At 59.3% G+C, this 25,915-nt stretch carries 18 protein-coding genes and 14 tRNA genes; 21 read left to right on the top strand and 11 right to left on the bottom strand.

What is annotated here, in order from left to right; all coding sequences use genetic code 11:
- Window positions 1–577: 577 nt before the first annotated feature.
- From F6X40_RS17165 to F6X40_RS17100, 14 genes are all read left to right on the top strand, one after another.
- A tRNA-Thr gene (locus tag F6X40_RS17165) sits at window positions 578–653 on the top strand.
- A gap of 131 nt (window positions 654–784) precedes the next feature.
- Window positions 785–860 (top strand) — tRNA-Ala (locus tag F6X40_RS17160).
- Window positions 861–1,145: 285 nt separating this feature from the next.
- Window positions 1,146–1,221 (top strand) — tRNA-Val (locus F6X40_RS17155).
- A 256-nt stretch (window positions 1,222–1,477) separates the two neighbouring features.
- Window positions 1,478–1,567, top strand: a tRNA-Ser gene (locus F6X40_RS17150).
- Between the two features lie 59 nt (window positions 1,568–1,626).
- Window positions 1,627–1,701 (top strand) — tRNA-Val (locus F6X40_RS17145).
- A 93-nt stretch (window positions 1,702–1,794) separates the two neighbouring features.
- Window positions 1,795–1,869 (top strand) — tRNA-Ile (locus tag F6X40_RS17140).
- A 16-nt stretch (window positions 1,870–1,885) separates the two neighbouring features.
- Window positions 1,886–1,972 (top strand) — tRNA-Leu (locus F6X40_RS17135).
- Window positions 1,973–1,993: 21 nt separating this feature from the next.
- Window positions 1,994–2,080 (top strand) — tRNA-Leu (locus tag F6X40_RS17130).
- A gap of 83 nt (window positions 2,081–2,163) precedes the next feature.
- A tRNA-Thr gene (locus F6X40_RS17125) sits at window positions 2,164–2,240 on the top strand.
- 45 nt (window positions 2,241–2,285) lie between these two features.
- Window positions 2,286–2,362, top strand: a tRNA-Pro gene (locus tag F6X40_RS17120).
- A gap of 54 nt (window positions 2,363–2,416) precedes the next feature.
- Window positions 2,417–2,493 (top strand) — tRNA-Pro (locus F6X40_RS17115).
- 41 nt (window positions 2,494–2,534) lie between these two features.
- Window positions 2,535–2,609 (top strand) — tRNA-Met (locus F6X40_RS17110).
- A gap of 17 nt (window positions 2,610–2,626) precedes the next feature.
- Window positions 2,627–2,702: transfer RNA gene (locus tag F6X40_RS17105), tRNA-Ala, on the top strand.
- Between the two features lie 203 nt (window positions 2,703–2,905).
- A tRNA-Arg gene (locus F6X40_RS17100) sits at window positions 2,906–2,988 on the top strand.
- A 753-nt stretch (window positions 2,989–3,741) separates the two neighbouring features.
- Here the strand turns inward: F6X40_RS17100 and F6X40_RS17095 are convergent.
- On the bottom strand, window positions 3,742–5,709 hold the full coding sequence (locus tag F6X40_RS17095) for an AAA family ATPase (RefSeq protein WP_187628640.1): 1,968 nt from the start codon (window positions 5,707–5,709) through the stop codon (window positions 3,742–3,744).
- A gap of 179 nt (window positions 5,710–5,888) precedes the next feature.
- Between F6X40_RS17095 and F6X40_RS17090 the strand changes: the two genes are divergently transcribed.
- On the top strand, window positions 5,889–8,003 hold the full coding sequence (locus tag F6X40_RS17090) for a helicase C-terminal domain-containing protein (protein WP_187628639.1): 2,115 nt from the start codon (window positions 5,889–5,891) through the stop codon (window positions 8,001–8,003).
- Between the two features lie 63 nt (window positions 8,004–8,066).
- Here F6X40_RS17090 and F6X40_RS17085 read toward each other — a convergent pair whose 3' ends face one another.
- From F6X40_RS17085 to F6X40_RS17075, 3 genes are all read right to left on the bottom strand, one after another.
- Entirely contained in the window at window positions 8,067–8,282 is a 216-nt protein-coding gene (locus tag F6X40_RS17085; RefSeq protein WP_187628638.1) for a hypothetical protein, read from the bottom strand.
- A 155-nt stretch (window positions 8,283–8,437) separates the two neighbouring features.
- A complete protein-coding gene (locus F6X40_RS17080; protein WP_187628637.1) occupies window positions 8,438–9,082 on the bottom strand; it encodes a C40 family peptidase in 645 nt (214 codons plus the stop codon).
- A gap of 263 nt (window positions 9,083–9,345) precedes the next feature.
- Window positions 9,346–10,050, bottom strand: coding sequence for a hypothetical protein (locus tag F6X40_RS17075; RefSeq protein ID WP_187628636.1), 705 nt, complete (start codon window positions 10,048–10,050; stop codon window positions 9,346–9,348).
- Between the two features lie 234 nt (window positions 10,051–10,284).
- Between F6X40_RS17075 and F6X40_RS17070 the strand changes: the two genes are divergently transcribed.
- Window positions 10,285–10,848, top strand: coding sequence for a thymidine kinase (locus F6X40_RS17070; RefSeq protein WP_187628635.1), 564 nt, complete (start codon window positions 10,285–10,287; stop codon window positions 10,846–10,848).
- Between the two features lie 146 nt (window positions 10,849–10,994).
- Here F6X40_RS17070 and F6X40_RS17065 read toward each other — a convergent pair whose 3' ends face one another.
- Entirely contained in the window at window positions 10,995–11,828 is an 834-nt protein-coding gene (locus F6X40_RS17065; RefSeq protein WP_187628634.1) for a hypothetical protein, read from the bottom strand.
- 301 nt (window positions 11,829–12,129) lie between these two features.
- Here F6X40_RS17065 and F6X40_RS17060 point away from each other — a divergent pair, with 301 nt between their 5' ends.
- The 3 genes from F6X40_RS17060 (at window position 12,130) to F6X40_RS17050 (ending at window position 15,257) form a co-directional block, all read left to right on the top strand.
- Window positions 12,130–12,648: a DUF2844 domain-containing protein gene (locus F6X40_RS17060; RefSeq protein WP_187628633.1), complete on the top strand. Its 519-nt coding sequence runs from the start codon at window positions 12,130–12,132 to the stop codon at window positions 12,646–12,648.
- 13 nt (window positions 12,649–12,661) lie between these two features.
- Window positions 12,662–13,867, top strand: coding sequence for a DUF3443 domain-containing protein (locus tag F6X40_RS17055; protein ID WP_187628632.1), 1,206 nt, complete (start codon window positions 12,662–12,664; stop codon window positions 13,865–13,867).
- 154 nt (window positions 13,868–14,021) lie between these two features.
- Complete coding sequence (locus tag F6X40_RS17050) at window positions 14,022–15,257, top strand: class I SAM-dependent methyltransferase (protein WP_187628631.1); 1,236 nt, start codon at window positions 14,022–14,024, stop codon at window positions 15,255–15,257.
- A gap of 68 nt (window positions 15,258–15,325) precedes the next feature.
- Here the strand turns inward: F6X40_RS17050 and hfq are convergent, their stop codons facing one another.
- Complete coding sequence (gene hfq / locus F6X40_RS17045; protein WP_187628630.1) at window positions 15,326–15,634, bottom strand: RNA chaperone Hfq; 309 nt, start codon at window positions 15,632–15,634, stop codon at window positions 15,326–15,328.
- 269 nt (window positions 15,635–15,903) lie between these two features.
- On the opposite strand from hfq, the gene F6X40_RS17040 reads away from it, so the two are divergent.
- Entirely contained in the window at window positions 15,904–16,209 is a 306-nt protein-coding gene (locus F6X40_RS17040) for a S24/S26 family peptidase (protein ID WP_187628629.1), read from the top strand.
- Between the two features lie 158 nt (window positions 16,210–16,367).
- On the top strand, window positions 16,368–17,006 hold the full coding sequence (locus F6X40_RS17035) for a hypothetical protein (RefSeq protein WP_187628628.1): 639 nt from the start codon (window positions 16,368–16,370) through the stop codon (window positions 17,004–17,006).
- Between the two features lie 250 nt (window positions 17,007–17,256).
- Here F6X40_RS17035 and F6X40_RS17030 read toward each other — a convergent pair whose 3' ends face one another.
- The 5 genes from F6X40_RS17030 to trfA form a co-directional block, all read right to left on the bottom strand.
- Window positions 17,257–20,880, bottom strand: coding sequence for an SbcC/MukB-like Walker B domain-containing protein (locus tag F6X40_RS17030; protein WP_187628627.1), 3,624 nt, complete (start codon window positions 20,878–20,880; stop codon window positions 17,257–17,259).
- Window positions 20,867–21,676 (bottom strand): DUF4194 domain-containing protein, encoded by an 810-nt coding sequence (locus F6X40_RS17025; RefSeq protein WP_187628626.1) that lies wholly within the window; start codon window positions 21,674–21,676, stop codon window positions 20,867–20,869. The genes F6X40_RS17030 and F6X40_RS17025 overlap by 14 nt, the downstream gene beginning before the upstream one ends.
- The gene (locus F6X40_RS17020) at window positions 21,670–23,097 is read right to left on the bottom strand and encodes a Wadjet anti-phage system protein JetA family protein (RefSeq protein WP_187628625.1); all 1,428 of its coding nucleotides are present in this window, start codon (window positions 23,095–23,097) and stop codon (window positions 21,670–21,672) included. Before F6X40_RS17020 ends, F6X40_RS17025 begins: the two co-directional genes overlap by 7 nt.
- 160 nt (window positions 23,098–23,257) lie before the next feature.
- The gene (locus F6X40_RS17015) at window positions 23,258–23,710 is read right to left on the bottom strand and encodes a hypothetical protein (protein WP_187628624.1); all 453 of its coding nucleotides are present in this window, start codon (window positions 23,708–23,710) and stop codon (window positions 23,258–23,260) included.
- 292 nt (window positions 23,711–24,002) lie between these two features.
- A complete protein-coding gene (gene trfA, locus F6X40_RS17010; protein ID WP_187628708.1) occupies window positions 24,003–24,887 on the bottom strand; it encodes a plasmid replication initiator TrfA in 885 nt (294 codons plus the stop codon).
- Window positions 24,888–25,915 lie beyond the last annotated feature (1,028 nt).

The following is a 25,915-nucleotide window of genomic DNA, read 5'->3' as shown; positions in this document are numbered from 1 at the left end:
TTCGTACTCGCATTAGCTCTGACGCTGCATGTCGCCTTCACGGCGGCAGGGTATGCTGCGAATGCAGATACCTCGATGTCCGTGTCGTCCCCAGCGTCAAGAACAGCTCTTGACATGGAAATCGGTAAGTAGAAAGTCCTGATGGATACTCCGCCAGGACCACCCGGCGGAGAGACCCTCCAGCAGCATCAGACAACCCCGCCGGGTAGAGCCAGCAAGGCTCACACGACGGGGTTTTGGTTTTTGTTTGAACGAAGTTTTCTTAAGACTGTCAGTGCCTTTCTTGAGTCGCACCTGCTGATTCGACAAAGCTTTCTGGACCGCCACTGCCAGTCTTAAGTAGATTTATTCGCTCTTTTACAATTCGAGAAGAATGTCCTGTACCGACACAGGTTGTCGTTTTGTCGGTCGGTTCGTGTGCACCGCCTTTTGCAGATTCGAAAGGTTAAGCACGTCGTCCCAGCCCGGTAATGTGCGCCCTTAGGACCCCTGGTGCTTCGCGTTTCTCAATGAGAAGCGGTTGTTCTACCAAGTCTAACGAGGGCAATCCATTACCGGGTAAAAGATGAGGAAAGTCGCCGGAATAGCTCAGCTGGTAGAGTAACGCACTCGTAACGCGTAGGTCGCAGGTTCGACCCCTGCTTCCGGCACCACTGTAATGCCTGCTGAGTAACGGGGTTTTACCCCGACAGCCAGTGAGTTCGAACCTACCGCGTCCACCATCAACAAATTGCGTTCCCGGGGAGCGTCATTTGTTAATGGCCGAAGCAAGGTCAGAGTTATTGGGGGTGTAGCTCAGTTGGGAGAGCGCCTGCTTTGCAAGCAGAGGGTCGTCGGTTCGATTCCGACCACCTCCACCAGTTTCGCCGTAGTGTAAGGGAACGCCAAGTCCCTTTCCATGTGCTGAAGATACCAAAGCAAAACGTTCGCAAATTTCCCTTGCCCCGCGTCAACCGAGGGGTCCTCATGGCCCGGGACCTCGTGCAGCGCCGTATGCGTGGGGGAACTGGGATTTGCCCTATCGTGCTGCCCGGGTATTCTCGGAAAGGAAAGCAAACGGCTAGTACATCGACGCATAGGGGTCGCCAGCAGCGCGCGCACCAGGCCCCGGAGCAGAGTTCGTCGTCTGCCGGCGAATTTAACTTGGTCGACTAGCTCAGTTGGTAGAGCGGCGCCCTTACAAGGCGAAGGTCCACAGTTCGAGCCTGTGGTCGACCACCAAGGTTGCTGTCGACGCTTCTCGCGCCGACGGCGCCACCTCGAAGGAGCTTAACTGGCGGGTTCAACCCGTTGCAGGCTCCTCCGAGGTGGTAACAGCCCAGCGTTAAGAGAAGCTGCAACCCAAGCCGTTACGGCAAGACGCATCCCGGCGACGTCGTCCGAATATTTCGGTGACGCAAAGCGAGGGTGGAAGGCCGAATCAGGGAGAGTCCTAGAGGCTCTTAAACGCGCCACGGAAGGACTGTTATCACCCTGCGGGAACATGGGGGAGTGGTTTAACCCAGCAACCTTGAAAGCTGCCGTCGGGGCGACCCGGCCATCCGTTCGACTCGGATTGTTCCCGCCATCTCTTAACCGCGTATATACCCAATGCCATTCTGACTGAGCGGCCTTCGGCATATATGTGCCTTGATAGCTCAGGGGTAGAGTACCGCGTCGACAACGCGGGGGTCGATGGTTCGAAGCCATCTCGAGGCACCAACGTTTTTCGCGCGAGAGCAGTCGATAGCTCGTCCGGTTTGATTCGGTTTCGCGCAACCATATTGAAATGAAGTACGGCTTTACTCTGGATGTGGGCTGTTAGCTTATGGGTGGAAGCGTCCGGCTCATAACCGGTTGAGAAAGGTTCGAGTCCTTTACAGCCCACCAGAAGAAACCGTTTTCGGCCCCGCTGGTGAAATCGGTAGACACAGGGGACTTAAAATCCCCGCTCATTAGAAGCTTGTCGGTTCGACCCCGACGCGGGGTACCAGTAGTGTCGATTGTCGGTCGTGCGAAGTTGGCGAAATTGGTAGACGCACCAGGTTTAGGTCCTGACGCCGGCAACGGCGTATCGGTTCGAGTCCGATACTTCGCACCACTTTTCCGTCCATGCAAAGGATGGTGAAAAACAGAAAACGCCCACAAGACGCGCAGCAAAAGCTTTTGTAAAATCGATGCATTGCCGGCTTAGCTCATCAGGTTAGAGCAGTAGCTTTGTAAGCTTCAGGTGGCCTGTTCGAGTCAGGCAGCCGGCACCATTTTTCAGTTTCAGTGTTATACTTGTTTCAGCTTTTGTTTTTCGTCGGAGCGTAGCGCAGTCTGGTAGCGCACGCGGCTGGGGGCCGCGTGGTCGGAGGTTCAAATCCTCTCGCTCCGACCATCTCCCCTAGATTTGTGAAGAAAATGCAATTCGCAAGAGTTATCCTGCTCACGTCGGAGCGTAGCGCAGCCTGGTAGCGCAGCTGGTTTGGGACCAGCGGGTCGAAGGTTCAAATCCTTTCGCTCCGACCATTCTCTTCACAATATTTCTTCTTCTTCTTCTTCTTCTTCTTGGTTAGTTGGCCGAGTGGCTCAGGCAGCGGTTTCATACGCCGCGCACATCGGTTCGAATCCGTTACTAACCACCATTTTTGTTCGATTTGCCGGGGTATTAGCTCAGCCGGGAGAGCGCTTGCATGGCATGCAAGAGGTCGCGGATTCGATTTCCGCATACTCCACCACGATATTGCTGGTAAGGAAAGACCCCTTGGGAGTGTGATAACCGTCTCTTAAACACGCCTCGTTAAAATGACGGGTTGCAGCCGTCAATTTGACGATAGGCGACGTGGGATGACTAAGCGCACAAACGGAGCCTGGGTAGCGCAGGGCTTGAAACCTTCGCGCGGATACCGCACCGGCCAGCAATTCGCCTTCGCCTGTCAACACGCCGGTGGCCGAAACGGATTAGGCACCCGCCTCCTAAGCGGGTTTTCACTTACGCGGGTTCGAATCCCGCCCGGCGTTCCATTTCGATTGGAATCGTTGCCTCCGTATCCCCTCGTCCTTCTAAGACGCCGAAAGGGTAATGAACGCATGTGAGTTTGAGCCTCACCGGAGGTGCCAATGCTACTTCATCATTCTTCTCGAATTCTCTGTGTTGCCACCCTACAGATGGCGCTTACGACACCTGTAGGGTAACAACCCATCATTCATCCCCTTCCTCCTAGGCGTCCTCGCAGCTGTTGTTTACTTGCGACTGTAAAGCCAGTTTTTTGTAAATCCTGCTGGACAATTGAGCGAGGCAGCGACTATGCTGTTTTTACCCCGCCTGAGTCGGTCCGAAAGGAGCACTCGGCGATTCCGCCCTGAATTGGAAAGTGAGATGGCACGTCTCACATGGGCAGGTGGCCTGGAAGACCTCCCATCGTGGAAAACCATGGACGAGTTGACCGACTAGCTCGGCTCTCTTCGGAGGGAAGTCGCGTGACTGGCAAAGTGCCCTGTGCCTCCGCGCCTGGTAAGCGCGGGAGGCACACCCTCTCTCAGTTCCTGACGGCCTGTTTCGCAGTTGGTACTTTTTGGCGCTTGACTCTCACGCTCTCCAAAGAACTGCGGCCGTACTTAAGGCCGTAAATCCTCCCGCAGTCGACCGCCGCTGATGTCCCCTTGCTCAAGACACTTCTTTTCGTAGGTCCTCTTCCTTAGCTCCCCGGTGCGCAACAGGCGTCACATCAGCGACGCCTGAAACAAGTGCCGTCGTATAGACGGCGTGGCACGGAGTTAATTCATCTCGGCATCGGACGCTGCGGCTTCGTCCGGTGCTGGCTCTACGTCCGTGGCCAGTTCTGTGGCGTTAGGCCTGTTGGCCTCAGCGATGCAACGGTACACCACCTCCCCGGGCACCGTCTCTTGCGCGTCCAGCGCCGCTGCAAGCGCATCGAGAGCGCGTCGATGTGAGTTCAAGATGGTCTCGCATCGCCGTTCGGCTTGTTCGACAAAACCGCGCGTCTCGGTGAGTACATCAGCCTGCATCGAACGGGCTTCGCTCTCTGGCAGGCCCGCGACGCTAACCGCCCCGATTCGATAACTCATCCCCCATATCGCCACCATTTTGTAGGCCCTTTTCGTGACCTCTTCGAGGTCGGCCTGCGCTCCGGTGGACACTGTTCCAGTGACCATTTTTTCGGCGACCCGGCCGCCGAGGTACATCGCGAGCGAATCGTGCAGGTAATCTTCGCCAAGCAGGAACGGGTCGTACTGCTCTGTGACAAGCGTTACGCCGAGCGCAGCGCCGTGCGGCATGTTGGTAACCTTCTCGACGACGCCGAGATTAAGCACTGCGGCAACGATGGCGTGGCCGGCCTCATGAACGGACACGCGCCGCACCGTTTCGGGCTGCATCGCCTTTTTACGCTCGGGTGCTGGCGCTCCCATCTGGTGTTGCTCCAAGGCAGCCATCAGATGTTGATGCGTTACCTGCTGCGCATTTGTATTTACCGCAAGAACAGCGGCATCGTTCACAACGGATTCGATGTCTGCCGGGGCGCGCCCGCTCGATAGTCGCGCTAACTGCCGAAAATCGACGCCTTCAGCTAGTTTGAGCTTTTTCCCGTAGAACTCGAAGAGATTCTCCCGCTCGTCGACCGTGGGCAGCGCAATGAAGACCGTTCGGTCAATCCGGCCAGAACGAAGCAGCGCTTTGTCGACGTTGTCCGGGTGGTTCGTGGCGAAGATGACAATGACCCCGTCCGTCGCGCGGAACCCGTCCATCTCGACCAGGATGGCATCGATAATGCGGTTGTTTTCTGTCTCTGCCGCGCCGCCGCCACCGTTCGAGCGCTGGCCGATGGCGTCCGCTTCGTCGATGAAAACGATGCATGGCGCGTGCTTCTTCGCGAGCGCGAAGAGAGACTTTACCCGAGCCACCCCAACGCCCAAGAACTTGGCCGTGAAGTCGCTCCCTGACAGACAGATAACGTTCGCGCCGCACTCGCCGGCCAGCGCGCGAGCCAGCTTAGTCTTGCCTGTTCCTGGCGGCCCCACTAGAAGCCGCCCGCGCGGCGGCTTGGCGCCCATCGCCACGAATCGGTCCGGCCGACGCAAGTAGCTTTGAATGTCCTGCAGAGCGGCCTTCGCCTCGGCGGCGCCAATGACGTCCGCGAACCTGCCTTTCGGCCGCTTCTCCAGCGAGAAGCGGCGCATGTCCCCGAGCAACTGTTTGGCCATCACACCAAGCAACCCGAGCATCAGTATGGGCATGCCGACGTTAAAGAGACGAACGATATCGACTTGTGCAAGCGCGTGTGCCATTGGACTCGCCGGAGGCGCAATACCTGCCACATTCACTACTTTGACCGCCCCGTTCTTCATCTGGTCTTCGAGCAGCTTCGAGACCAGTAGCCATTGCTCGGCGACGTTGACGTAATAGCGAGCTCCGGATTTGAGTGTAACAAGAGCGAATGATGGCGACAGGACCACTGACTGAACGGCCGACGCCCGGACATCCCTGCTCATCACAGTCAGGTCGCGCTCCGTTTTGAACCACGAGTTCGGATTGGCTTGAGCTTCTACAGCAAGGCCGTCTTTTCCAATATCCGGCACCTTCCCGTATAGTTGCACGACGACCAGGGCTACCGCTGTGAAGGCGGCGAGCGCGGCTAGACGTAGTACCTGGCGGACTGCAGGCCGTTTAGCGAATGCCTGAGCACGGGCGATGACTTCCGCTGATTTCTGGAATATGCGTTGCATGGAACTTTCGGTAGGGATGTTGGTGGCGCGGCACGGAAAGTCTACCACGTAGTGCTTTTGTAAAGCCTACTGCGCAGGTATGTTAAACTTGACAAATACCCCTCGCGCCGCAGAAAACGTATAGCGGACTAAACGGCCGCGCCGCCGCCCTTTGCGACTCGGGCGCCTTTACATTGCATATGTCGACACAACAAGGTTGTTTCGTGGAACAAAACACGACTGCAGTAGACCGCGCGCTCGCGTTCATAGACGATAGCTATGCAAAGCTGGCCTCACTCCCCGACTTTCGCCGGCGTGAGGCGCAGCCACAGTTATCGAAGGCCATCGCCCTAAGTTTTCTTCAGAGCAAGCCGCTGCTCGCCGAGGCTCCGACCGGAACAGGCAAAACGCTCGCATATCTTGTCGGTTCTTTGGCGGCTGCGGATGTGACTGCGACCAGCGGGCGGCCGAAGCCCGTTATCGTCTCCACCGCCACGAAAGCGCTTCAGAGTCAGGTCGTCAGTAACGACCTTCCTAACCTATTCAAAATCGGCCTCCTCACGCAGGCGGACGTGGTTATCGCGAAGGGGCGCGGTAACTACTTTTGTGCGAGCGGGGCCGACCAGGTTATCGCTGCTGGCGAAATCGCGGAGATATCGGAGGGGAGCGCGCGCGAGGACGACTTCGTGCGTATCTCAGCTGACGACGTGGTCCCGATGCTGGACTCGTTTGAGTCGGGCTTCTGGGACGGCGATTTCGACAGTTACATGGGATACCGCCCCGTGTCGCTTGACGCCGTTAAGGCGAGCGTTGAAACGTGCAATGGCATGAAATGCCCCCGGTACCAGAACTGCGCGTTCTACAACATGAAACGAAAAATGCCGCATGCGCGCGTCATTGTGGCGAATCACAACCTGGTGCTGCTCGACCTTATGATGGCCGCCGAAGATGTTGAGCCAAATCTCCCGGTCGACAACTACCTTAGCGTCTTCGACGAAGCGCATCACCTGCCGGGCAAGGCACTAGAAGTCGGAAGCAGCAACGCTTACCTCACCGCTCTACAGGTACATCTAACGAAGCTGAAGTTCTTTCGGAAGGAGCTGCTGAGCGCAAAAGAGCTCCCGGATGCACTCGCTGGCAAGGAGCTGAGTGTCGAAGACTTCGGTGGCGTGGCGCTCACGCGCGCACTCGACGAGCTCGTCAATTCGCTGCAGTCTGAGAAGGTGGATGAACAGTCGCAGAGAAAGCGTTATGCGGGGGGGCGTGTTCCGGAACGGCTCGCCTTCTACGTGAAGGCGATGGTTGACGAGTTGCTTCCCTTCTACCGAAATATGACTAATGCCGTCAGCGCGCTTCAGGTCGTCCTCGAAGCGGATGACGCCTCGGAGTCCGCGAAAAAGTCAGCTCGCGAGGCGCTGTTGCTCGGAGTGAAGCTCAACCGCGCGCTGAAGGAGTCGTTACGCGGGTTGTCCACGTTCGTTGGCCCCGATGACGTTGTCAAATGGTTGCACCGCACTGACAAGGGTGTCTCGCTTCACACAAGTCCTCTGGAAGGCTCGGTCGTTCTCAAGCCGCTCCTGTGGGATGCCGCCCGTGCTACGGCAGTGCTGGTCTCGGCCACACTTCGGGATGTTGACGGGTTCAAGCGCTTCGCCAAGAAATGTGGCATCCCCGAGCACCACGAGGAGTTGGTCCTGCCCTACTCGTTTCCCTACGAGCAGTCGCGGCTGACGGTTGCCCCGATGCGTGCTTCGCCCAAGCCGATTGAGCGAAAGGCATTCGTGCAGGAGCTGTCCATGCTGCTACCGGCGAGCATTCGCGAGGATGAGGGAACGCTCATCCTTTTTCCTTCCCGCAAACTCATGAATGAGCTCGGTCCGGTGTTGAAAATGCGCTTCGGCGGCTCGACCGTGGCGCTTCAAGGGGAGGACAACCTGCGCGGTCAAATCGAGGTGCACCAGCGCCGCATTCGGGCAGGCAAAGGCAGCATCCTGTGCGGCCTGCAGACCATGGCGGAAGGTCTGGACCTTCCGGGCGACCTCTGCACCCACGTCGGAATCATTGCGCTACCGTTTTCTGTCCCGACCGACCCAGTGGAAGAAGAAATCGCGGAACGCCTGGGTGACAGGTACTTCATGGAACGCGCCCTGCCCGATGCCACGCTTCGGTTGATTCAGATGGCAGGCCGCCTGCTGCGGCGTGAAACCGACTCCGGCCGCATCACCGTGTTTGACCATCGCATCGCAAGCACCCGCTACGGGCATCGCATGCTCAAGGCGCTGCCACCTTTCGAGGTTGTCATCGAGCGGGCGTAAGCGCCGGCTACACCGCGTCAGTAGCTTGGAAAAACCGGAGTTTCCTAAGAAACTCCGGTGAAATCAACGACGTTCGAAGAGAGCCGCGTACACTTCGTCCTCGCTTACCCGGTGCCCGACCTCCCTCTCGAGGTCGGCCCACTCCTTCAGTAGCGCCTTCCTCTTACGCTCAGCTTCCGCCCGGGAAATTTCGCCATCGCAATGGAGATTCTCCGACGACAACCGGTTGCTCAGGTCGAGAAACCGCTCCAGTATCTCTTTCGTTAGTCCATGGGTCATTTTGTCCTCGTCACGTGAATAGCGCCGATTCGTCTAGCGAGCGGGAAGGACAAGCGGGCCTGCAGAAAAGCAAAACCCGCCGGCAAAGTGGCGGGTTCTAGGCATTGGGGCGCGTCTGCGGCCGGCATGCCGCAAGCTGAGACGGCCGTCGATGACTACTGGGGCTGTGGCAATGCGCTGTTGGCGATGGCCTCGGCTGCATCCGGCGCTGTCGCCTCTGCCTGAGGGCTGTCGCCGCTCGTGCGACCGTTCAATATCGCGAGTACCCGGGCAGCTATGGCGTCGGGTGAACCGGCGCTCCAATGTGTCACCGAGGGCTGCAATGCGCCCGCTACGCGGCGCCCCCCGTAGTAAGTGTGCACCCAATAGGACGAGTCGAGACTATCGACTCGAACCTCTGTGCCAGTATGCGGAGCGTGAACAAAAAGCCGGTTGCCAAGATACACGCCAACGTGCGAAATCGCCTTGCGGGTGGTGTTGAAAAACACGAGGTCCCCGGGCTTCAAGTCTGACTCCGCCACAGCGACGCCCACTTTGCTTTGTTGAGCGGCGGTCGGAGGCAATGTCAGGCCGACGGTCTTGAATACATACTGGACCAGCCCGCTGCAGTCCAGCCCGTGTTCCACCGTTTTGCCGCCCCAACTGTAGCGGATACCAATAAGGTTTGTCGCTTGCGCAAGGACCGTCTGAATTTTGCTTTGTACTTCGGGAGGCGGTGGCGATTCGTTTTCGATTTCCGCCGCAGGCGCGTGCAGCGCGAACAGCAGCAATGTGAGTGCAAAAAATGGCTTTAATGTCATTGTCGTCGCATCATATCGGCGCGGCTCGAGCCGGCCCTTAAAAAGTGTCAATAGTTCGCATAGCGACCTCGGCCGCACGAATTGAATAGTGACCTTTTACAAAATTGTTTAGCCCGCAATCATACTACTTGCAGGCTTCACAAATCAACGTTGTAGCGGTAGCTGATAGCCGTGGGCGACATTCATCCTGATACCTTTCCTCGTCCTTCAGGGGGCGAGGAGGAAAGGAGGCGCGCTGTACGAGGCAACGTGCCCCGTCCCTCTCACCGCTTCGACGGTGCCTTGCGGAACGAACGCTTGTCAAATCCCGCCTGGGCAATTCGGTACTTATCTTCGATGCTAACCATCGGTCGAGATTCGGGCGCGAGGATGTTCCCGAAAAACATGCTCAACTCCTGGAAAGCCTGGAACGGGTCGAGCACCCGGAAGAACTCAAAGGACTTGAGCTGGGCGTTCAGGGTGACTGCCTGCGCTGACCCGCTGCCGTAGTGGTGAGCAACCACGACAGCTTCACGACGACCAACGAAGAAATCTGTCAACGAGCTGCTCACGCCTTTGTCAAGGAACGCGAAGAAAAGCCCCTGAGTCTTCGAACGCTTCTCGTCGCCGTCTGCCTGGGCGCCGGCGAGGTCGTGGTTCTTCATAAACGCGCTCAGTTCGTCAGGACGGTAGATGAAAGCCGTGCCGTAGGCTCCGCTCGCCGCTCGCGTCCATCCTTCAATTCCCGGGTACATCTTCCCACAAAACGCTACGATGAACGGGCGGAGCACCACTTCCTCAATCCCTCGTCTGTAGACCGTCCAGCTCGCGGGCAGGTGCGCCAGAAACGAAGCGTACTCCGGCAGTTTGTCCGCACCTTCAGCGCCATCACAAAAGAGCGCCGTCTCGCGGAAGAACGAGATACTGTCGTCGTGTCCATGAGACAGTCCCCCGTCGTAGTAATCCCGGAACTTGGATAGAATCCGCATCTCATCAATCTCCTGTCTTTCCTTGGTTGACTCGTCTCCGTTATAGCAACGCCTCTTAGCCTGCTCATTTTTCGGGCAACAGACTACCGAGAGCGGTCCGCTAGTCGTTCGAGGACAAGAGCCCACAGACTTATCCACAGAAATTGTGGATAAGTTTACCGATTTAGCGCCGCCGCGTACGACAGGGGCAATTATGGCTATACCGTACAGACCCGCTTTTGAGGACCAAATAATATGGCCAAGCTTTACTTCCGATTCTCCGCGATGAACGCGGGCAAATCAATCCACCTGCTGCAGGTGGCGAACAACTACGAGGAGCAGGGACGCCGTGTAGCTCTTTACACGGCAGAAGTGGATGACCGGTACGGGGTGGGTAAAATCACCTCGCGGCTGGGCCCGTCGCGCGACGCGAAGACGTTCAACGAGCACTTCGACTTCCTCGCCGATGTCCAACAGTGCGCCGACATCGCTTGCCTTCTGGTAGACGAAGCTCAATTTCTGTCCGCACAGCAGGTACGCGACCTTCACCGAATCGCCGCTACCCAAAGCATCCCGGTAATCTGCTACGGCTTGCGCACGGATTTCCTGGGCGACCCTTTCGAAGGCTCAACGTGGTTGCTTGCTCGAGCCGATTCAGTGGAGGAACTGAAGACCGTGTGTGGGTGCGGCGAAAAGAAAGCAACGATGAACGTGAGGATGGACGAGCTCGGCCAACGCGTCACCGAGGGCGCTCAAGTCGCAATCGGCGGAAATAGCCGTTATCGTTCCGCATGCAGTCGCTGCTTCCACCTGACTTAGACCGATAACGTCTTTTGATTCGCAACGGGAGTCCTCTGGACCCCCGTTTCTTTTTTCGTCCGCCTGCACCGCACCGGGTACAAAAGAAAAAACCTGGCAGGCGAGCTAAGCTCACGAGCCAGGTTTTGAATGAAACGACTTCGCCGTTAGTTCGTGCGGACGAACTGGGAAACCAGCGTGGAATTCGACAGCGGGCTGTACAGAATCACCGACAGTGCATTGTTCGAGCTACCGTTCGCGTCGGTGAGTTCAGCCAACCCCTGCACGCTGGTCCCATTAACCGTCAACGTTGCCTGGAACTGATTCAGGGCGCCGACAGTCGTTGTGGACTGGCTCGCTGCACCCGCGTTCATCGATACCAACGTCCCGGCGACTGCCGAGCCGTCTTTCATCGCACCCGTCACCTTGCCACTGGTGTCCACCGTAAAGGTATTGCCGAGGCTGTCCTTGAACGAACCACCAGCCAAGTTCGCCAACGTGGTCGACCGTGTCGACTCCGTATCCAGAACCGCGAGGAGCGACTTCGTCCCTTGCGGACCAACGTACGTCAACTGCAACGTGCCGTCAGGCTGCAGCGACCCGGTCATCGTGAAACTCGCGGATGCTTTGCCACTGGGCCACGTGGGCGAGGCGGTAACTGTCGTACCGTTGCAGACGGCCGGACGATACGCGGTTCCAGTCACCGTGAGCGTCTTGCCGTCATACGACGACTGACCGACGTAAGCGCTACAGTCGGAGTCCGCCCCGAATGCGCTTCCGCCAGGCGTGAGACCAATCGCGAGGGTCATGCCTTGGAGCGTTGTCGACACACCGGTTTCCTTCGCGGTGTAGTTGCCTTGGACCTTGATGTTCGGGTTGGTCACGACAGGGTCAGGAGGCGTGCTGCCGCTTGCCGATGAACCGCCGCCACCGCCGCCACCGCATGCCGAAAGCGCACCAGTCAAAGCCGTAACCGCGATAATCCACAAAGCCTTTTTCATGATATTTCCTTTGTCAAATTTAGTTTCTCAGGGGTAGGAATCATAGCACTCCCTTTACATATAGGCACTTCCTCAATTCATTCTCTTTACACCTCACAACGCGCTTATGAACATATCGGCGCCTTGACAGAACGCATTCCGGCGTCAAGCACGCTTGCCGGTTGAGAGAAAGCCGCGTCGTACCGGCGGCCGCAAGTGGCTAAACGATAAAGCATGGAAGGCTCGAGCGCCTTGGGCGGCCCTTTCGTGTTAGTGCGGTTGACGTTATTTCCCGACCAACACCCTTAAAACGGTTCAAGATATGAAACCCCCTGCTCAAAAAAAGAGCGCATCGGCGCAGCTTGTAAGGCTGTCTGCCAAGCGCGCGGCCGTACCCGCTATCATGGCTGCGTGCCTGCTTGCCGCATCCGCCGCCAACGCGGCTCTCGGTCAGGCTCCGCTACCCGCCACACAGTCAACCACCCGTGCGACCGCCGCTGTGCAGATGAGCGCGCCGCGCTCGCAGGTACCTGCGGCAGTGTTCACGACGCAGACGTCGCAGCTTGCCAACGACGTGACTGTCACCGAGTACGTCGACGGTTCAGGCAAAGTATTCGCGGTGACATGGCGCGGACCTGTTCTGCCGAACCTGCAGACCCTGCTCGGCACGTATTTTCCGGAGTACGTCAATGCGCCCAGCTCCCACAATGGTCGCGGTTTCCGCTCGGCGGACACTGGCGACCTCGTCGTGCAGTCCTCGGGCCACATGCGTGCCTTTACGGGCGCGGCATATCTGAAAAGCCTGATGCCGGCTGGCGTGTCGGCGGCTGACCTGCAATAAGGAAAAGAGACAGATGAGAAAAATCCTCGGCATTCTTTCCGCAGTTGCCCTTCTCAGCGTTGCCGCGTGCGGTGGCGGTGGCGGTGGCGGCGGCGGCGACACCGCTACCACCACGTCGACTTCCACCTCCCCGAACAGCAACGTTGCGGTCGTGAACGTCGAAGGCAGCCTCGGCACTGCGAACGTTCCTTACGTGTCAGTGCGGGTCTGTGCACCGGGTTCCAGCAACTGCCAGACCATCGACCACATCATGGTCGACACCGGGTCGACGGGTCTGCGCGTACTCAAATCGGCGCTTGGTACCACGACGCTTCCCCAGACAACCGTTTCGGGCACGGGTTACGCGGAGTGCGCGCAATTCGCGGACGGCGTATCGTGGGGCCCGCTTGCAACTGCGGACATTACCCTTGGCGGCACAAGTGCATCGAATGTGCCGGTGCAAGTCATAGACGGGAACTACGCAGCCGTGCCCTCGGGGTGCTCGAGCCTTGGACCGCAGAACAACACTCAGGCGAACCTTGGCGCGAACGGTATTCTCGGCGTCGGCCTGTGGAAAACCGACTGTGGTGCAACCTGCGTTTCCGCTACCGTCGGCCTTTACTACGCCTGCCAGGGAACCAGCTGCTCGGAAACGACTATGCCGCAGGATAAGCAGACGCACAATCCGGTCGACCTGTTTGCGTCCGACAATAACGGCGTAGTTCTGCAGATGCCGGCTGTCGCCGATACAGGCGCGAAGTCCGTGACTGGCTCGCTCATTTTTGGCGTCGCCACGAGGACGAACAACGCGCTCGGAGCGGCCCAGGTTTATCCGACAGACGTCGTCGGAAACATCACGGCCAACTACAAGGGTACCGCGATGTCGGGGAGCTTCTTCGACAGTGGCAGCAACATGATGTTCTTCCACGACGCCTCGATTGCACCCTGCTCGTCGAGCAGCGGCATGGCCACGTTGTATTGCCCTTCGTCGACCCAGCAGCTCTCGGCCGCGCTCTCGGCGAGTGACGGCAGCAACGGTTCCGTCAACTTCGTTCTGGCCAACGGTGATGCAATGGCGGCGTCAGGCAACGCGGCATTCAGTGGCCTGGGTGCATCGTACTCGACGCTCGGCGCTTCGACCTTTGACTTTGGCATGCCCGTGTTCTTCGGTCGCAGCGTGTTCATCGGCATGGAAGGTCATACCGCCGGCGGCAAGACCGGGCCTTTCTTCGGGCTTTAAAGTACGGCGCCGCCGCCGTGAGTCAGCGGCGGTGAATGCAATCTAAAGGGCGGCGTCTTCGCGGACGCCGCCCTTTCTTTCGGCCGACCGTGCGGGGGGCGCGCGCGATAAACAGCGGCGCTACACGGGCGATTGCTCCCATCGCGCGCCGCCCATGGCTCAACGCCCTCTACGTTCAAAGCTGCCTACCGACCGCCTAGGACGCTATTACACGACGGAATTCGTCAGCCACTTGCTGGCCCGGGAAATGGGCGACATCGCGCCACAGACCTTACTGGATTTGGGATGCGGGGGCGGCGCGCTCACGCGTGCGGTGTTGAGCCGCTGGGCCGGCGTTGCGGTCACCGCAGTGGACATTGATGACACTGCCGAGGGACTAGCAACGCTGAGCAGGGCGGGTGCCCCACATCGCGCGATTCATGGCGACGCGGTACGACTTCCGATGGCCAAGCGATGCTTTGACGCTGTAGTCTGCAATCCCCCGTTCACTCCGCTGGCCGAACCGGCCGAGGACGCCCTGTTCGCTGAAGCGGGGCTTTCCACTGAGCTTGGTACAGCGCCCGCTGCCTTTCTTGCGAAGTGTCTCCGGTCACTTCGTCCGGGCGGCTTGCTCGGTTTCATTGCGCCGGAAGGTCTCATTTCCGGTCGGCGATATCTCCCGTTGCGCGCCGCATTACTCGCAACCCACGAAGTGGTATCCCTCATCCAGCTTCCCCGTAACGCGTTCGAAGGGACGGACGCTCGAGCAAGCATCGTCATCATCCGTGCATGGGTTCCCACCTCCAGGCCCTACCCGGTCCGTGTACTTGACACGCATGGCACGTTGTCTGCACCGTCACTCGCCTATCCAGCCGACGCCGTTAAACACCTCGATGGCTTCGTGCAACGACCTACCGTACCGGGCAGGACACTGGGCGCCTTGCAACCGTCGCTGGTGCGCGGAACGTTCGCCCCTAACCTTCGAGCACTCCTGCCGTTTCCGCTGTTGCATCTCTCCGACCTGCCGTCGTGTCCGCAGGTCTTTGAGGTGCCCCGCGCACTTCGGTTGACTGTACCGCCTGCACAGCACGCTGTCGTCGCGGAAGCGGGTGACATCCTCATCGCTCGCGTCGGGCGAAACCTCCATAAAAAGGTCGTGCTCGTCACAGCCGGCGCGGCTGCCCTGACCGACCATGTCTTTCGACTGCGGCTTGACGTAAGCCTGCGTCAGGAGGTTTTCGCAGCGCTGAGTTCAGTGCGGGGTCACCAGTGGCTTGCCGACGCGGCTCGCGGTGTCGGCGCGCGTCACCTACCGAAGGGGACGTTGTTGACGTTTCCGCTGACTGCTCCTCAGGAGGCACCGGCGGCTCCGCCCAGCAATCCGCTCATGGACGGAATTCATTGGGGCTGATACGCCTGGACCAGTGAGCGAAGCAGCGCCACCTGTCGGTGCGCTAGCGATGCGCTGTTCGCCCCTCTTTACTCGTTGCGCCGGCCCAATATAGTTGAGCGCGGGGTTCGTACCGCGCTGTCGCGCTCGGACAGGGGTGGGCGCTCACGCGACGAACGGCCCGTGTCGGCTTGAATCGTACTGATTGCCGATTTATAGACGAGCTGCACGCCGCTCGTGCTACTGAGCAAGACCGCGAACTTGTCAAAGGATTTGATTTGCCCCGTCAACCTGATGCCATTGACGAGGAAAATGGCCGCATCTTTCCCCTGCTCTATCAGCTGGTGAAGGTACTGCTCCTGCAGGTCCCGGGGTTGGGGCGTATCAGTTGTTGACATCGTATTGACCGACTCTGTTGGGACGCAAGCGCGAACGAGAGTATCTATTCTAACGGCTTCGCCTCTTCTGCGCATCTGAACGTGCCGCGCGAGTCCACGGTCAAGTGGCTTTGCCGGCCAGCACGTGCGTTCGCCCTGGGTTACGCGCACCCGCTTGTCGCGCCCGAGCCAAGGAGAGGAACCGGGCAATGGCCCAAAGTCCGTTGCCAGCTCTGCGAGCTAAACCACTGCGCTATAAGACGCTTTATAACAATTTAACGAGAAAGCCTATGGGCTGGGCCACCAAATACATCGAAGAACTACGCCTGGGAAAGACTATCGTGATACGGCCCAGAGGCCGCTCGATGGAGGGTTTGATTAGCTCCGGCTCCCTGGTCACAGTGGAGCCGCGCGGCATTCGAATTCCGCAAAAAGGCGACATCGTCCTGTGCAAGGTTGCTGGACAGCAATATCTGCATATCGTCAAGGACGCCGACGGGCAGGGTTCTTACCTGATTGGGAACAATCGAGGCGGTATGAACGGGTGGACCTCGCTCAACGAAATATTCGGGTTTTGCGTAGACATCGCGGCGTGACGCGGCGCCTCACGTCGACTGTGGCTTTACAGAAAAGTAAAGCGGTGCCGTGTCGCTTCTGAAAAGCAGGACAAACCGTCTTCATACATAGTGTTTGCAGGCGTTGTAAAGTCAGTATAAAATCGCGCCGTTGCTGACCTCCTGCGTGACTTCACAAAATGCTGACAGACGTTCCTGTTCGTTCCAATGAATTGGCATCCGCCGAAGAGATGGCCGCGCTGCGCTGGTCGGATTACTGGCACGTCGCCTACGAACATCCGCTTGGCTCTGAAGATGGCGGTCTGCACTTTTCCGTGACGCCGGTCCAGGTCGGCGTTGGCACATCGGGCCGCAGGTTCGAGAAACGGCGCCTAACTGGCGCGACCCGTCCGCTTCCGGACGGAACGCTACTGCTGACAGACGAAAATCGAGTGTCTGCATGGCTACCCCATGGCGACCCAGTTCGAGAATTAATGACGTCTCGCCTGCCCCGCCTCATCGACGACCCCTGGGCTGTATTCTCGGCGCTTCGCGTAGCGGAAAAAACGGCAGGATGTGCGCACGGCAGGCTCTCCCTGCCGACTCCGGCGCAACCGGACACGGCCCGTGAGACGATAACCATCCGGCACACGGTGGCACATTGCTATCGCTTCAAGTTTGGGGATTTCGCCCTTGTTCGCACGGTAAGCGAGCTGTCGGTGACGCCGGCAGCTGTTCGAGCAAAAAGCGGCGCGCTCTCGCTAGCCGGCTACGTCGAGCAAACACTATTGTCACGTGTTCTTGCCTGTACGCCAGTTCCCCATAGACCCGCTGCCTGACGACACCGGCCGCTCGCAGCGGCCAGCCCAACCCGCGTAATTCATTCGGCTGCCGCGCACAAGGTCCGGAAAACCTATTATTTGAGCGCCCCTGTCCGTCAATCCGGTTGGCGGCGTCCGGCGATTAGCTCACCGCGAAGTGCTGACAGGCACCCCTGCTACTGACCGGCGGCGCCGGACAGAATTTCCGGGTTCGGCCGCCTTCAGTTGCAAACAGGGGCCGGTGGCGTGGCCGGCCCCTGTTTCGGCGTTAAGCAGCCCGGGAGTCCTCGACGAGCGGTGCCTGCGCCTCAAAGGTCAGGGCAGCCTGCTCCCGGACATGCTCTCGGCGCTTCTCCCACAGCTTGCGCAGCTCGTCCGGGCGAAGGTCCCGCTCGTCCACTTCCGCGACGACATTCAGCTCGCCGTTGTTCGCCGCCGCCGTGGCGCTGAACGACCACTCCTTGTTGAACTCTGGTTTGACCGCGCCGACGTGCTTGGTCGGCATCGCGCTAATCAGCTGCATACCAAGGGTGTTCCGAACGAAGAAAATCATGCTGCGAGCTCGAGCTTCGTCAGTCTTCGCGAACGATTCGTCATTGACCAGCAGCTTCAGGTGCGAACCCTTCTCGAAGTACTTCAGCCGGTTCGTCAGCACGGCGGCACGCACAATGTACGCCGGCGTCTCCAGTTCGCCGCCCGAGCCGGTGCCCCACGTCGAGAGGGCGACCAGATTGCCGTCATCGGACTCACGCCAGATTTCGTACCGGCGGTAATTCCGGTAGTCGGCGATGCGAGCCAGTTCCGATTGCGCTTTTTCCTGGTCTTCTGAAAGGAGCAGCTCGACCAGCTTGTCACGGACTTTTGCGTTCTGCGACGACAGCGCGGTGGATGCAAAGAGGTCATGAGACTCCTGCTCGCTCATCTCACAGGCAGCGCCGAAGAACTCATAATACTCGCGGAACTCCGGTACCCATTCGTTCCAGTCGATGCGGAATTTGTCCGGGCCGAACTTAAGCTTCTCGAGTTCGACATTCAATGACCGGAGCGTCGTCACCCCCAGGTCGACCGCGTTCCGAATCTTGTAGCAGAACTGCTTCGTGAAGACGTCCTTGAACGACGATTCCGCCTGGCGCAATTCAGAAAGGTTCTTCACCGCGCCGATTTCGCGTTGAACCGACAGTTGCGCGTGAACGTCGCCGCCCAGGACAATAATCGCGCTGTAGCGCACGCCGAAGCCGTCGCCGACCGTTGCTTCGGTGTTGAACGCGACGCGCTCTTCGCCTCGTGCGATAGCGTTGTAATTGACGACAGCCGCCTCCGCCTGCGCGAAAGCGCGCTCGCCTTCCTGGCGCTTGCTGCCCATGAGGCGTTGCACGTGGTCAACGCTCAGGTCACCGTCCGCCAGCATCGCGTCGACCTGCTCGAGCCACCTTGTCAACGACAGGGCTGGATTCTTTGCCACCAGCGCCTCGAGGTCATCCATCTTCGCTTGCGCGCTTCCCTGCTTTTGCGCCAGGCCGTCCTGAATCCGCACGATTGCCTTCTCGAGCGAATCGATGCGGCCTTGGAGGGCTCCAATGCGCTGGTCCGCTTCACGAATCTTCTCTTCGACGTCGCGGATGGACTTGTAAAGGGCCTTCGAGTCCTCTTCCAGCTTCGCCACTTCCGACAGGTCCAGACGTGCGAGGTCCTCTCGCGTCGCAGCGATTTCCTGCGCCGCGCGCGCAAGCGCCGCGTCCCCACTGAACGACGGAAGGGTGACGCGCCCCACGAGCGCAAGCGCGCCGGCCAATTCGCGGTGATAGTCCTTCAGCAGCTTGAGGTCCTTTTCAGCCTCGGCGTGCTGGCGCTCCGCAGCCTCGCGGTTGCGGCGCTTCGCGTCGACGCCGAACACCAGCGTGTGTGCGTCGGCGATGTACATCGACCGGCCGCCAGACGCCTTGCCGTCTTTGGTAACCCCGCGCGACGTGTGGCGGAGTTCCTGCTCGTCCTCGACCTTCAGTACGTTGCCATAAAGGTCCTGGAGGTAGGCCTTCGCAATCGGATGGTCCGTACGCAGCTCATGGATGATGGAATCGCCGGCCACGCGGTCTGAGCGCGCATTGCGCAAGCACAGCGAACCCTGAATGATGTTCGCGCGCACATTGTGCTTTCGCAGCAGCCGGATAGCGTCCGACTCCCACTCCGGTTCAACGACCAGACCAAAGCGCGCACCGCCCATGTAACCTTCGATAGCCGCCTGCCACTCGCTACCCGGTTCCGGCTCAATCAGGTCGCACAAAACCTGCACCCGCGAGGTCGGAAACTCCTCCCGAAGCAGATTCAGGGCATTGCTCGTGTCGCGCGGGTAGTCAGTCTTGCCGCCAAACAGCATCGCCTTACGTGCCGCCAGGTCGCGCTCTCGCTTCTGGCCGTTCTCAATCTGGTTATTGACGAGTGCAACCTGCTGGTTCAGCGCCGCTGACAGGCCGTTCTGGGTGTCGGCGATAGCACGATGGAGCGCGCTGAACTTGTCGTTAAGCCCGGCGAAGCTCTTCGACACTTCCACGGCACGCTCGACGTCGAGCTCCTCCGAACGAAGCAACTGCTGCAGCTCTACCTTCAGGTCACCGAGCGACTTCGAGTTTGCGGCCTTCAGCGCGCTCGCTAGCGTCTCAAGAGCATCGCTCACCGCTGCCTGGCCGGCCGGGAATTTCATCCCCGTGAACATGTTTGCCGTGCTTTCGAGCGTCTGGGCCGCTACGATTGCCTCAATCAGCGAAGTGATGGCGGTGCGCGCATCGTCGGCAGCGCCGTCCATGCGTTGCTCGATGCGACTTTTCTGGTCGGCCGCCGGGATGCCGCTGAGAGCCGCCTGAATCTGAACCTGACTGCGGACCAGCCCCTCTTTGCTTTGGACGAGCGTCTCGACGCGGCTTTGTTCTTCGTCAATCTGACCATTCAGACTATCGATTTCCGCCCGATGCTTGACGACAAGGTGCTCGTCCAGGACGAGCGCCTTTTTTGCCAGAAGCAGCTCGAACTGCGCCAGCGACTCGAAGGCGTCGGCTGCCTTCTTCGCCTGGGTCTGGATGGTTTCGAGCTGGCCGATATTCTTCTCAAGCCGCTCGCCGTCGCGACGTAGGTTCGACACCTGGCGCATCAGGTCGCTGATTTGCGAGATGCCTTCGGAAAGCTGCGCGGGGTCATTGTCGAGAATCTGCGTGCGGACCAGAGCGTCGACGCTTCCGATGGGCTGATAGACGATGGAGCCGACCCACGCCTTGGCGGCGGCCTCCGCTTCGCTGAAGCTCACCGACTTCACGCCCCGGAAGCGCCCATACAGCTGGCAAAGGTATTCCCGCTTCGAGTCGCGGAAATTGACGACGGCGCAATATTTGGCCCGCAGGCGCTTTTCGATTTCGCCAACGGCCACTGCCGTCATTGCGCCATCAGCGCCGAAACTCGCGAAGTCGTCCATCGACACTTCGCAGTCGTCGACGATGATAAAACCGAGCTTGCCCTGCACTGCGACTCGGTTCTCGATGAGGGCGGACGCCGATACGAGCGCCGTGAACGGCTTGCTGGTTTCACCTTCGCTCGGGCGGAAGACCGCCGCGATATAGCCATGAGCGCCGTCCGGGCGCGCGAACAAGTTGCCCTTCTGCCCAGCGATGTATGACCACAGCGTGCGCTTGGATTTCCCGTTACGCGCCGACTGACTCGTCTCCTCTTGCCCCGGGTTGTAGCTGAAAATGTGTGTATAGACCGCGCTCATGACCGTCTGCAACGCATCGAGCATGGACGACTTGCCAGCGCCCGAGGGGCCGGTCAACATCGTCATGTTGCCCGCGTTGTATTCCTGGGACGGCAAATTGCCCCAGTTCACCAAAATGAGCTTACCGAGCTTCATCAGCGTTCTCCTGTTCGTTTTCGACTTCGTTATTGGCCGCGTCCGCGCCGACGTCGACCGCTCGCACGGCGCCTTCGCTCGCTGCAGGGACGGCTTCCTCGGCTACGGGAGCATCCCCCTCGACTGCATCCGCCGCCTCTGCGCCGGCCGCCTCACGTTCGGCGTCGTCTGCCTCGAGCGCGGCTTCGAGCACTTCATTGCTGACGATGCCGAGGATGGTCGGTCGAATCGCGATGTACGCGTCTTCGTCCGTCACGGAAAAGTTCGCCGCGTATGTGATGAGGCGGTGGCGCTTCAGCTCGGCCAACAGTTTCAGCTTGTCGGTGACGGTGGCCGGAAGCTGGCGCTTGAGCTGCGTTTGCAGCGTTGTTGCCAGTTCTTCGAATCGAACCAGCACTTCGCCGGTGTCCGTCAGACGGCTGCCGCCTTCGCACAGACCTTGGTTGAAGTGAAACCGGAGTGCGAGCGCGAGCGCTACAAAGTCGGCCGACAATTTCGCCCGCAGACCTGGCACTTCTTCAAGCCCATCCTCAACCTCGCCTGGAACCTGCGCGCCAGGCGCATAGAGCCGGAAGTAGGTATGCCCGTGCGAGTGGACGAGGCGAAAGCCGGCGAGATGAAAGAAGTCGGTCAGCGCGTCCTCGATGCGCAACGCGTCGTCGTACAGCTTTTCCTCCACGCCATCTTCGTCCCGGACCACGATGCCCTGGGAGAAGAGGCGGTTCGTGATTTCCCGGAAACGCTCGGTCGAGATGTTCTTTGCCTGCAGGATGTCGGTCAGGGTCGCGCTTAGCATGTTTCCTCGAGTGTCAGCTCGTAGTCGGAGCCGGTCCAGAAGTTGTTGGAGACTTTGGTAGAAAGGCGGCGCGCCAGGATGCCCGTTGGGTCTGGCGCGCGCACAGCGTCAATGGCTTGCATCAGATAAAGCAGGTCCAGCGCAGTCACAATCTTGAAGTCTGAGAGCCTGAGCGGTGATTGGGCTGCACGCAGCTGGCCGCGCAAGTAGTCCAGAATTTCTTCGTTCGAGATGGCAAACGCTTCGTCCTCAGCCCGCTTGATAGCGGCGGCAAGGCGCGCTTCGCGGCTGATGATAGGGGCGGACGTAACTGTTTGGGCTTTGCGGCGTTCGGCCGATTTCCGAAGGCGGAAGGTCGCCGGGTCAATCAGGCGCACCTCCGCGCATGCCATCGCGTCGCCGATTTTTGCGAGCAAGCTGTCCTGCCCTTGCTGCGGCAACTCGGACATGCGCTTGATTGCCTTTGCAAAGCCTTGACGGTCGTGCGCGCCACGAAGGCTGAACGCCTGCTGCACCAATGTGGCGGCGCGGCGCATGTACCCGTTCATCGACTTGATGAGGTCGGGAAGCTTCGACTCGCATGCGGCCTCAACCATCTCCTCAATACGCTTGAGCATCCACTCAAGTGAGGTGTCGGTCGTACGCTGGTCCTTCGCCCACAGTGCGGCGTCATTCAGCTGGCGCTCGAGCGCGACGGTCCGGTGCTCATCGAGAGAGCGCAATTGCTCTAGCGTTTCACGGATGTATTGACGATGGCGCTCGACATTGTCGGCTGTCAGCTGCTTCTTGAATTCTTTCTCAAAACGCTCGAGGAAGCCGATGAAATGGTCCCAGGGCGTACGCGCCGCCTCAGCGACCACATGGCGCATCAGCTCCTGAAAATAGTCGACACCCTCGCTCAGGTCGGCAATCACGCGCTCGGCATGGTCGTAAGCGTCAATCAGGTCGTAAGCGTCGTTGTTGCGAAAAGCCGCTTCGAGCGAATTGCGGCAGCTGCGCATGCTGCGCTGACGGGTGCGCGCCCGAGGGCGCTCCAACTGCCACAGTACGTCCGCGTGAAGCTTACCCGCGCGCGTGAAGCGGTAGGCGGTCACAAGGCCCGCACGGTCTCCAAATGTCTCGACCCACCCGTCGCGCAGCAACGCCCGGATGATGGCGCCCGTGACCTGCTGTTCATCGGCGAGGTCCACCGCCGCCAGGTCGTCGTCGGACGATAGCGCCTCGTGCACTGACTCGGCACCGAATAACTGCACGACTGGCGACAGAAGGTCTCGCAATGTGTCGCGGGTCAAAGCGGATGAGTAGTCGGCCCCCGGTCCGTGCAGACGGTCGAACAGCAGTCGCAGGCAGGCTGCCACCAGCTCACGCCGCTTACCGCTCAATGGGCGGTAGAAATGCTCTCTTTCAGCCTCAAAAAACATAGAAGGGGGACCTGATGGTAAAGGTGCACCGAATCCCTGCGGAAAATGGGTCGGTATTTGTGCGTTCAGCAATTGTAAAGGATATTTAGCCTTCTGCCAAATTGTGAAGGCTTTACAACCAACGCTTTGCCGGCGGGGAGAGAACCCCTGTGCGACCGCTTTACATTGTGGGTAGCTGTCGTAGACGCACGGTCAGCTCCCATCCACCCACCGGATAATCCGCGAGGGCGCGGGTTCCTGCCTCGATGAGCGCGCGGCGCGCGGTGAGGCGCGCCTCCTTCGGCATTCGGCCTTCCGCATACCAGACGTCTAGCCTGCGGCTCACGAAGTACGCCAGATACCGCGCCGCCAGACGATAGGATAGAAGCTCGTGTTCGTTGCTCCACTCCGCTACGGGGCCGACCGCTGCCCAATACCGAGCGTTATAGTCCGGTTTGACAAACGGTTGGAATGGGTGCGTGACTGCGCGAATGCCTGTTGTTAGTCCTTCACCCACCAGGCGATGTAGCATTTCAAGGCGTTCCGGCCGGACCGGGCGGTTGAAGGTGCCATTGACGGCGGCGGCGAGTGGCTCAGACAGGCGCGCGGCAAGTTCGTCGCGAATCTGCGCCATGGTAAGGGAGTAGCGTCCCGGCGGCTGGCACCAGTGTCGATTTGCCGGGTCGGTCAAGGTATTGCGGTACGCGCGAGGAGTGGGTACCTGTATAACCATCGGGGCGCTACCAATGCGTGGGCATTTGGCCGCCGCGCTGGAGTGGGAAAGGCGGCGGTAAGCCGCCCGCGCGGAGATGGGAATCCGACATGACTTTCCCGGTCGTACGCCGGCGTGAGTCTAAAACTAGTGGTGGGGCCTCCTCTTGAGGCACGCCCCCATTACGCGGCCGAACCGTCTGGTCGATGTTTCCTCAGGCTGGAATGGTCCTTTTTGCCCGCACGACCTGCACCTTGTCGGTTTCATCAAGATACCCTTCGGCGAGGAAGCCAACTTTCGTGAGTTCGTTCAAGGACCGTCTTAGGGTGACACGGAAGTGAGCCAACGACTTGGCCTTCGAGCCACATTGCTGATGGATATATCGAACGGACACGGCATAAGGAACCGCATGGGTGTGGTAAAAGCTGTGCAGCCACTTTGAAAGTTCGGACTTCAGACGCAGCCGCTGCTCTCGCGAAAGCCGCGTGTAGTCGTCGTGACTAAAAAGGTGGGCGATTTCCGGCTCGATGTACGCGGTCCAGCGGGTATTCCCGTCGGTTTCTGTCTCGTCGCCACCCTTCCACAGAAACTTGCGGACCAGCTGGCCCTGAAAGCCCTTCTTTTTTCCCTCGAAGGACACGTTGACCGTACTCTCCTGCAGCCGTTCGATGGTCTTCATCAACCGCTTGTATCCTTTGCCCGAATAATCCCATCCCAACATCTTGAGCATGGCATACCCTGTGAACTCGACCCGCTCCGAAATCTGAGTGTCACGTGCAAGATGCAGGATTTCGAGGAATACATCGGCGTCATCCTGACGAAGCTCCTCTCCCTTGAGTGTGATTGTCGTCCCGTCGACGCTCGCGATTTCCTTCTTGGTGTACTGCTCGCGCGGGGCCGACGCGCGATTTACGTTGAACAGGGCCGAACGCGCCAGAGAGTTTGGCATCCCTCGAACATTCGAGGGCCACAGGGGAATCTGGGTTGGCGCGGCGCGCGCGACAATCTCGTTCGCGGGCGCCAATTCCGCACTGGCCTTGGCCCGTGCTTTCTCTTCGAGCTGTTTTGCCCGCTCCACGGCGGAAATTCGCGTCGTCATGGCGGTCAAGTATATGGAGACCTTTTTTTGTATCAAGTGGGCACTATCGGGTTTCTAACGATGATTCGGCATATCCGCTACGATGGAACTAGGGTCATCGCTAGAAACCCGAGGATGGTTCGCCAAATGCCTGTCACGGTCTCTCGGGTTTCTAGCGATAGCTCCAAGGCCGATGAGTCCTTCGACCGGCCTGCCGAATCGGGTTCCTGGCGATGACACGGCCGGTCGATGCCGTATCGGGTTTGCAGCGATTGTCGAAAATACAGCAACCCTCGGGCTTCTAGCGATGATTTCTGTCGCGCCGGCGCCCGGGTTTCTAGCGATGAGGATGAATCGCAACGATGGACCTACATTGTCCTGTGGATAAGTGTCGGGTTCCTAGCGATGGGTGCCTATCGGGTCTCCAGCGATGCCGTTAGGGTCTCTAGCGATGATGCCCCGGGTTCCTAGCGAGGCAAGCTCGGGTCTCTAGCGATTTGGAGGCTCTTTATTTGTCTTGCAAAACAGGTAGTTAGAGGTTGAACCCACAGTGCTTAATCAGATTTTAATCTTCCTTAATCCCGGGAACCGTCGCTAGAAACCCGAGGCCTCCAATACCAAATTGCTCTCAGAGCCTTGATTGGTGCCGCTTTCAACAGGAATACCCTGCGAAAACCATCGCTAGAAACCCGACCTGCTCATCCAAGAGAAACCCCTCGCTAGAAACCCGTGCCCACAACCCCCTGGTAAGCAATCACTATCGCCAGAATCCCCGCTCGCCAAGGGACGAGCCTGCTGCCCCCGCTTAATCGGTCGTGGACCGCCCTGGTGGAAGGGCGCCACACCCGCCCACAGGCTCCCCAAGGCTTCGTCTTCGGCGTGACGCGCCCCAGCGGAGCTTGCCCCCGCAAGAGAAATATCGATTCAGCACCCGCTGGCGCCCGCGTGCAGCAAGACCTTCGGGCTTCTAGCGACAAGCCACCGCCCCTCCCTAAAGAAGGCTGACCGGTCCACCCTCGCCAGCTATGTTGTCGTCGTAGAGTCGGGTT

This window comes from Paraburkholderia sp. UCT31 (assembly GCF_014397655.1).
Lineage (GTDB): Bacteria > Pseudomonadota > Gammaproteobacteria > Burkholderiales > Burkholderiaceae > Paraburkholderia > Paraburkholderia tuberum.
The sequence above is the reverse complement of the archived record's forward strand: the minus strand, read 5'-3'. Positions and strand labels throughout refer to the sequence as shown.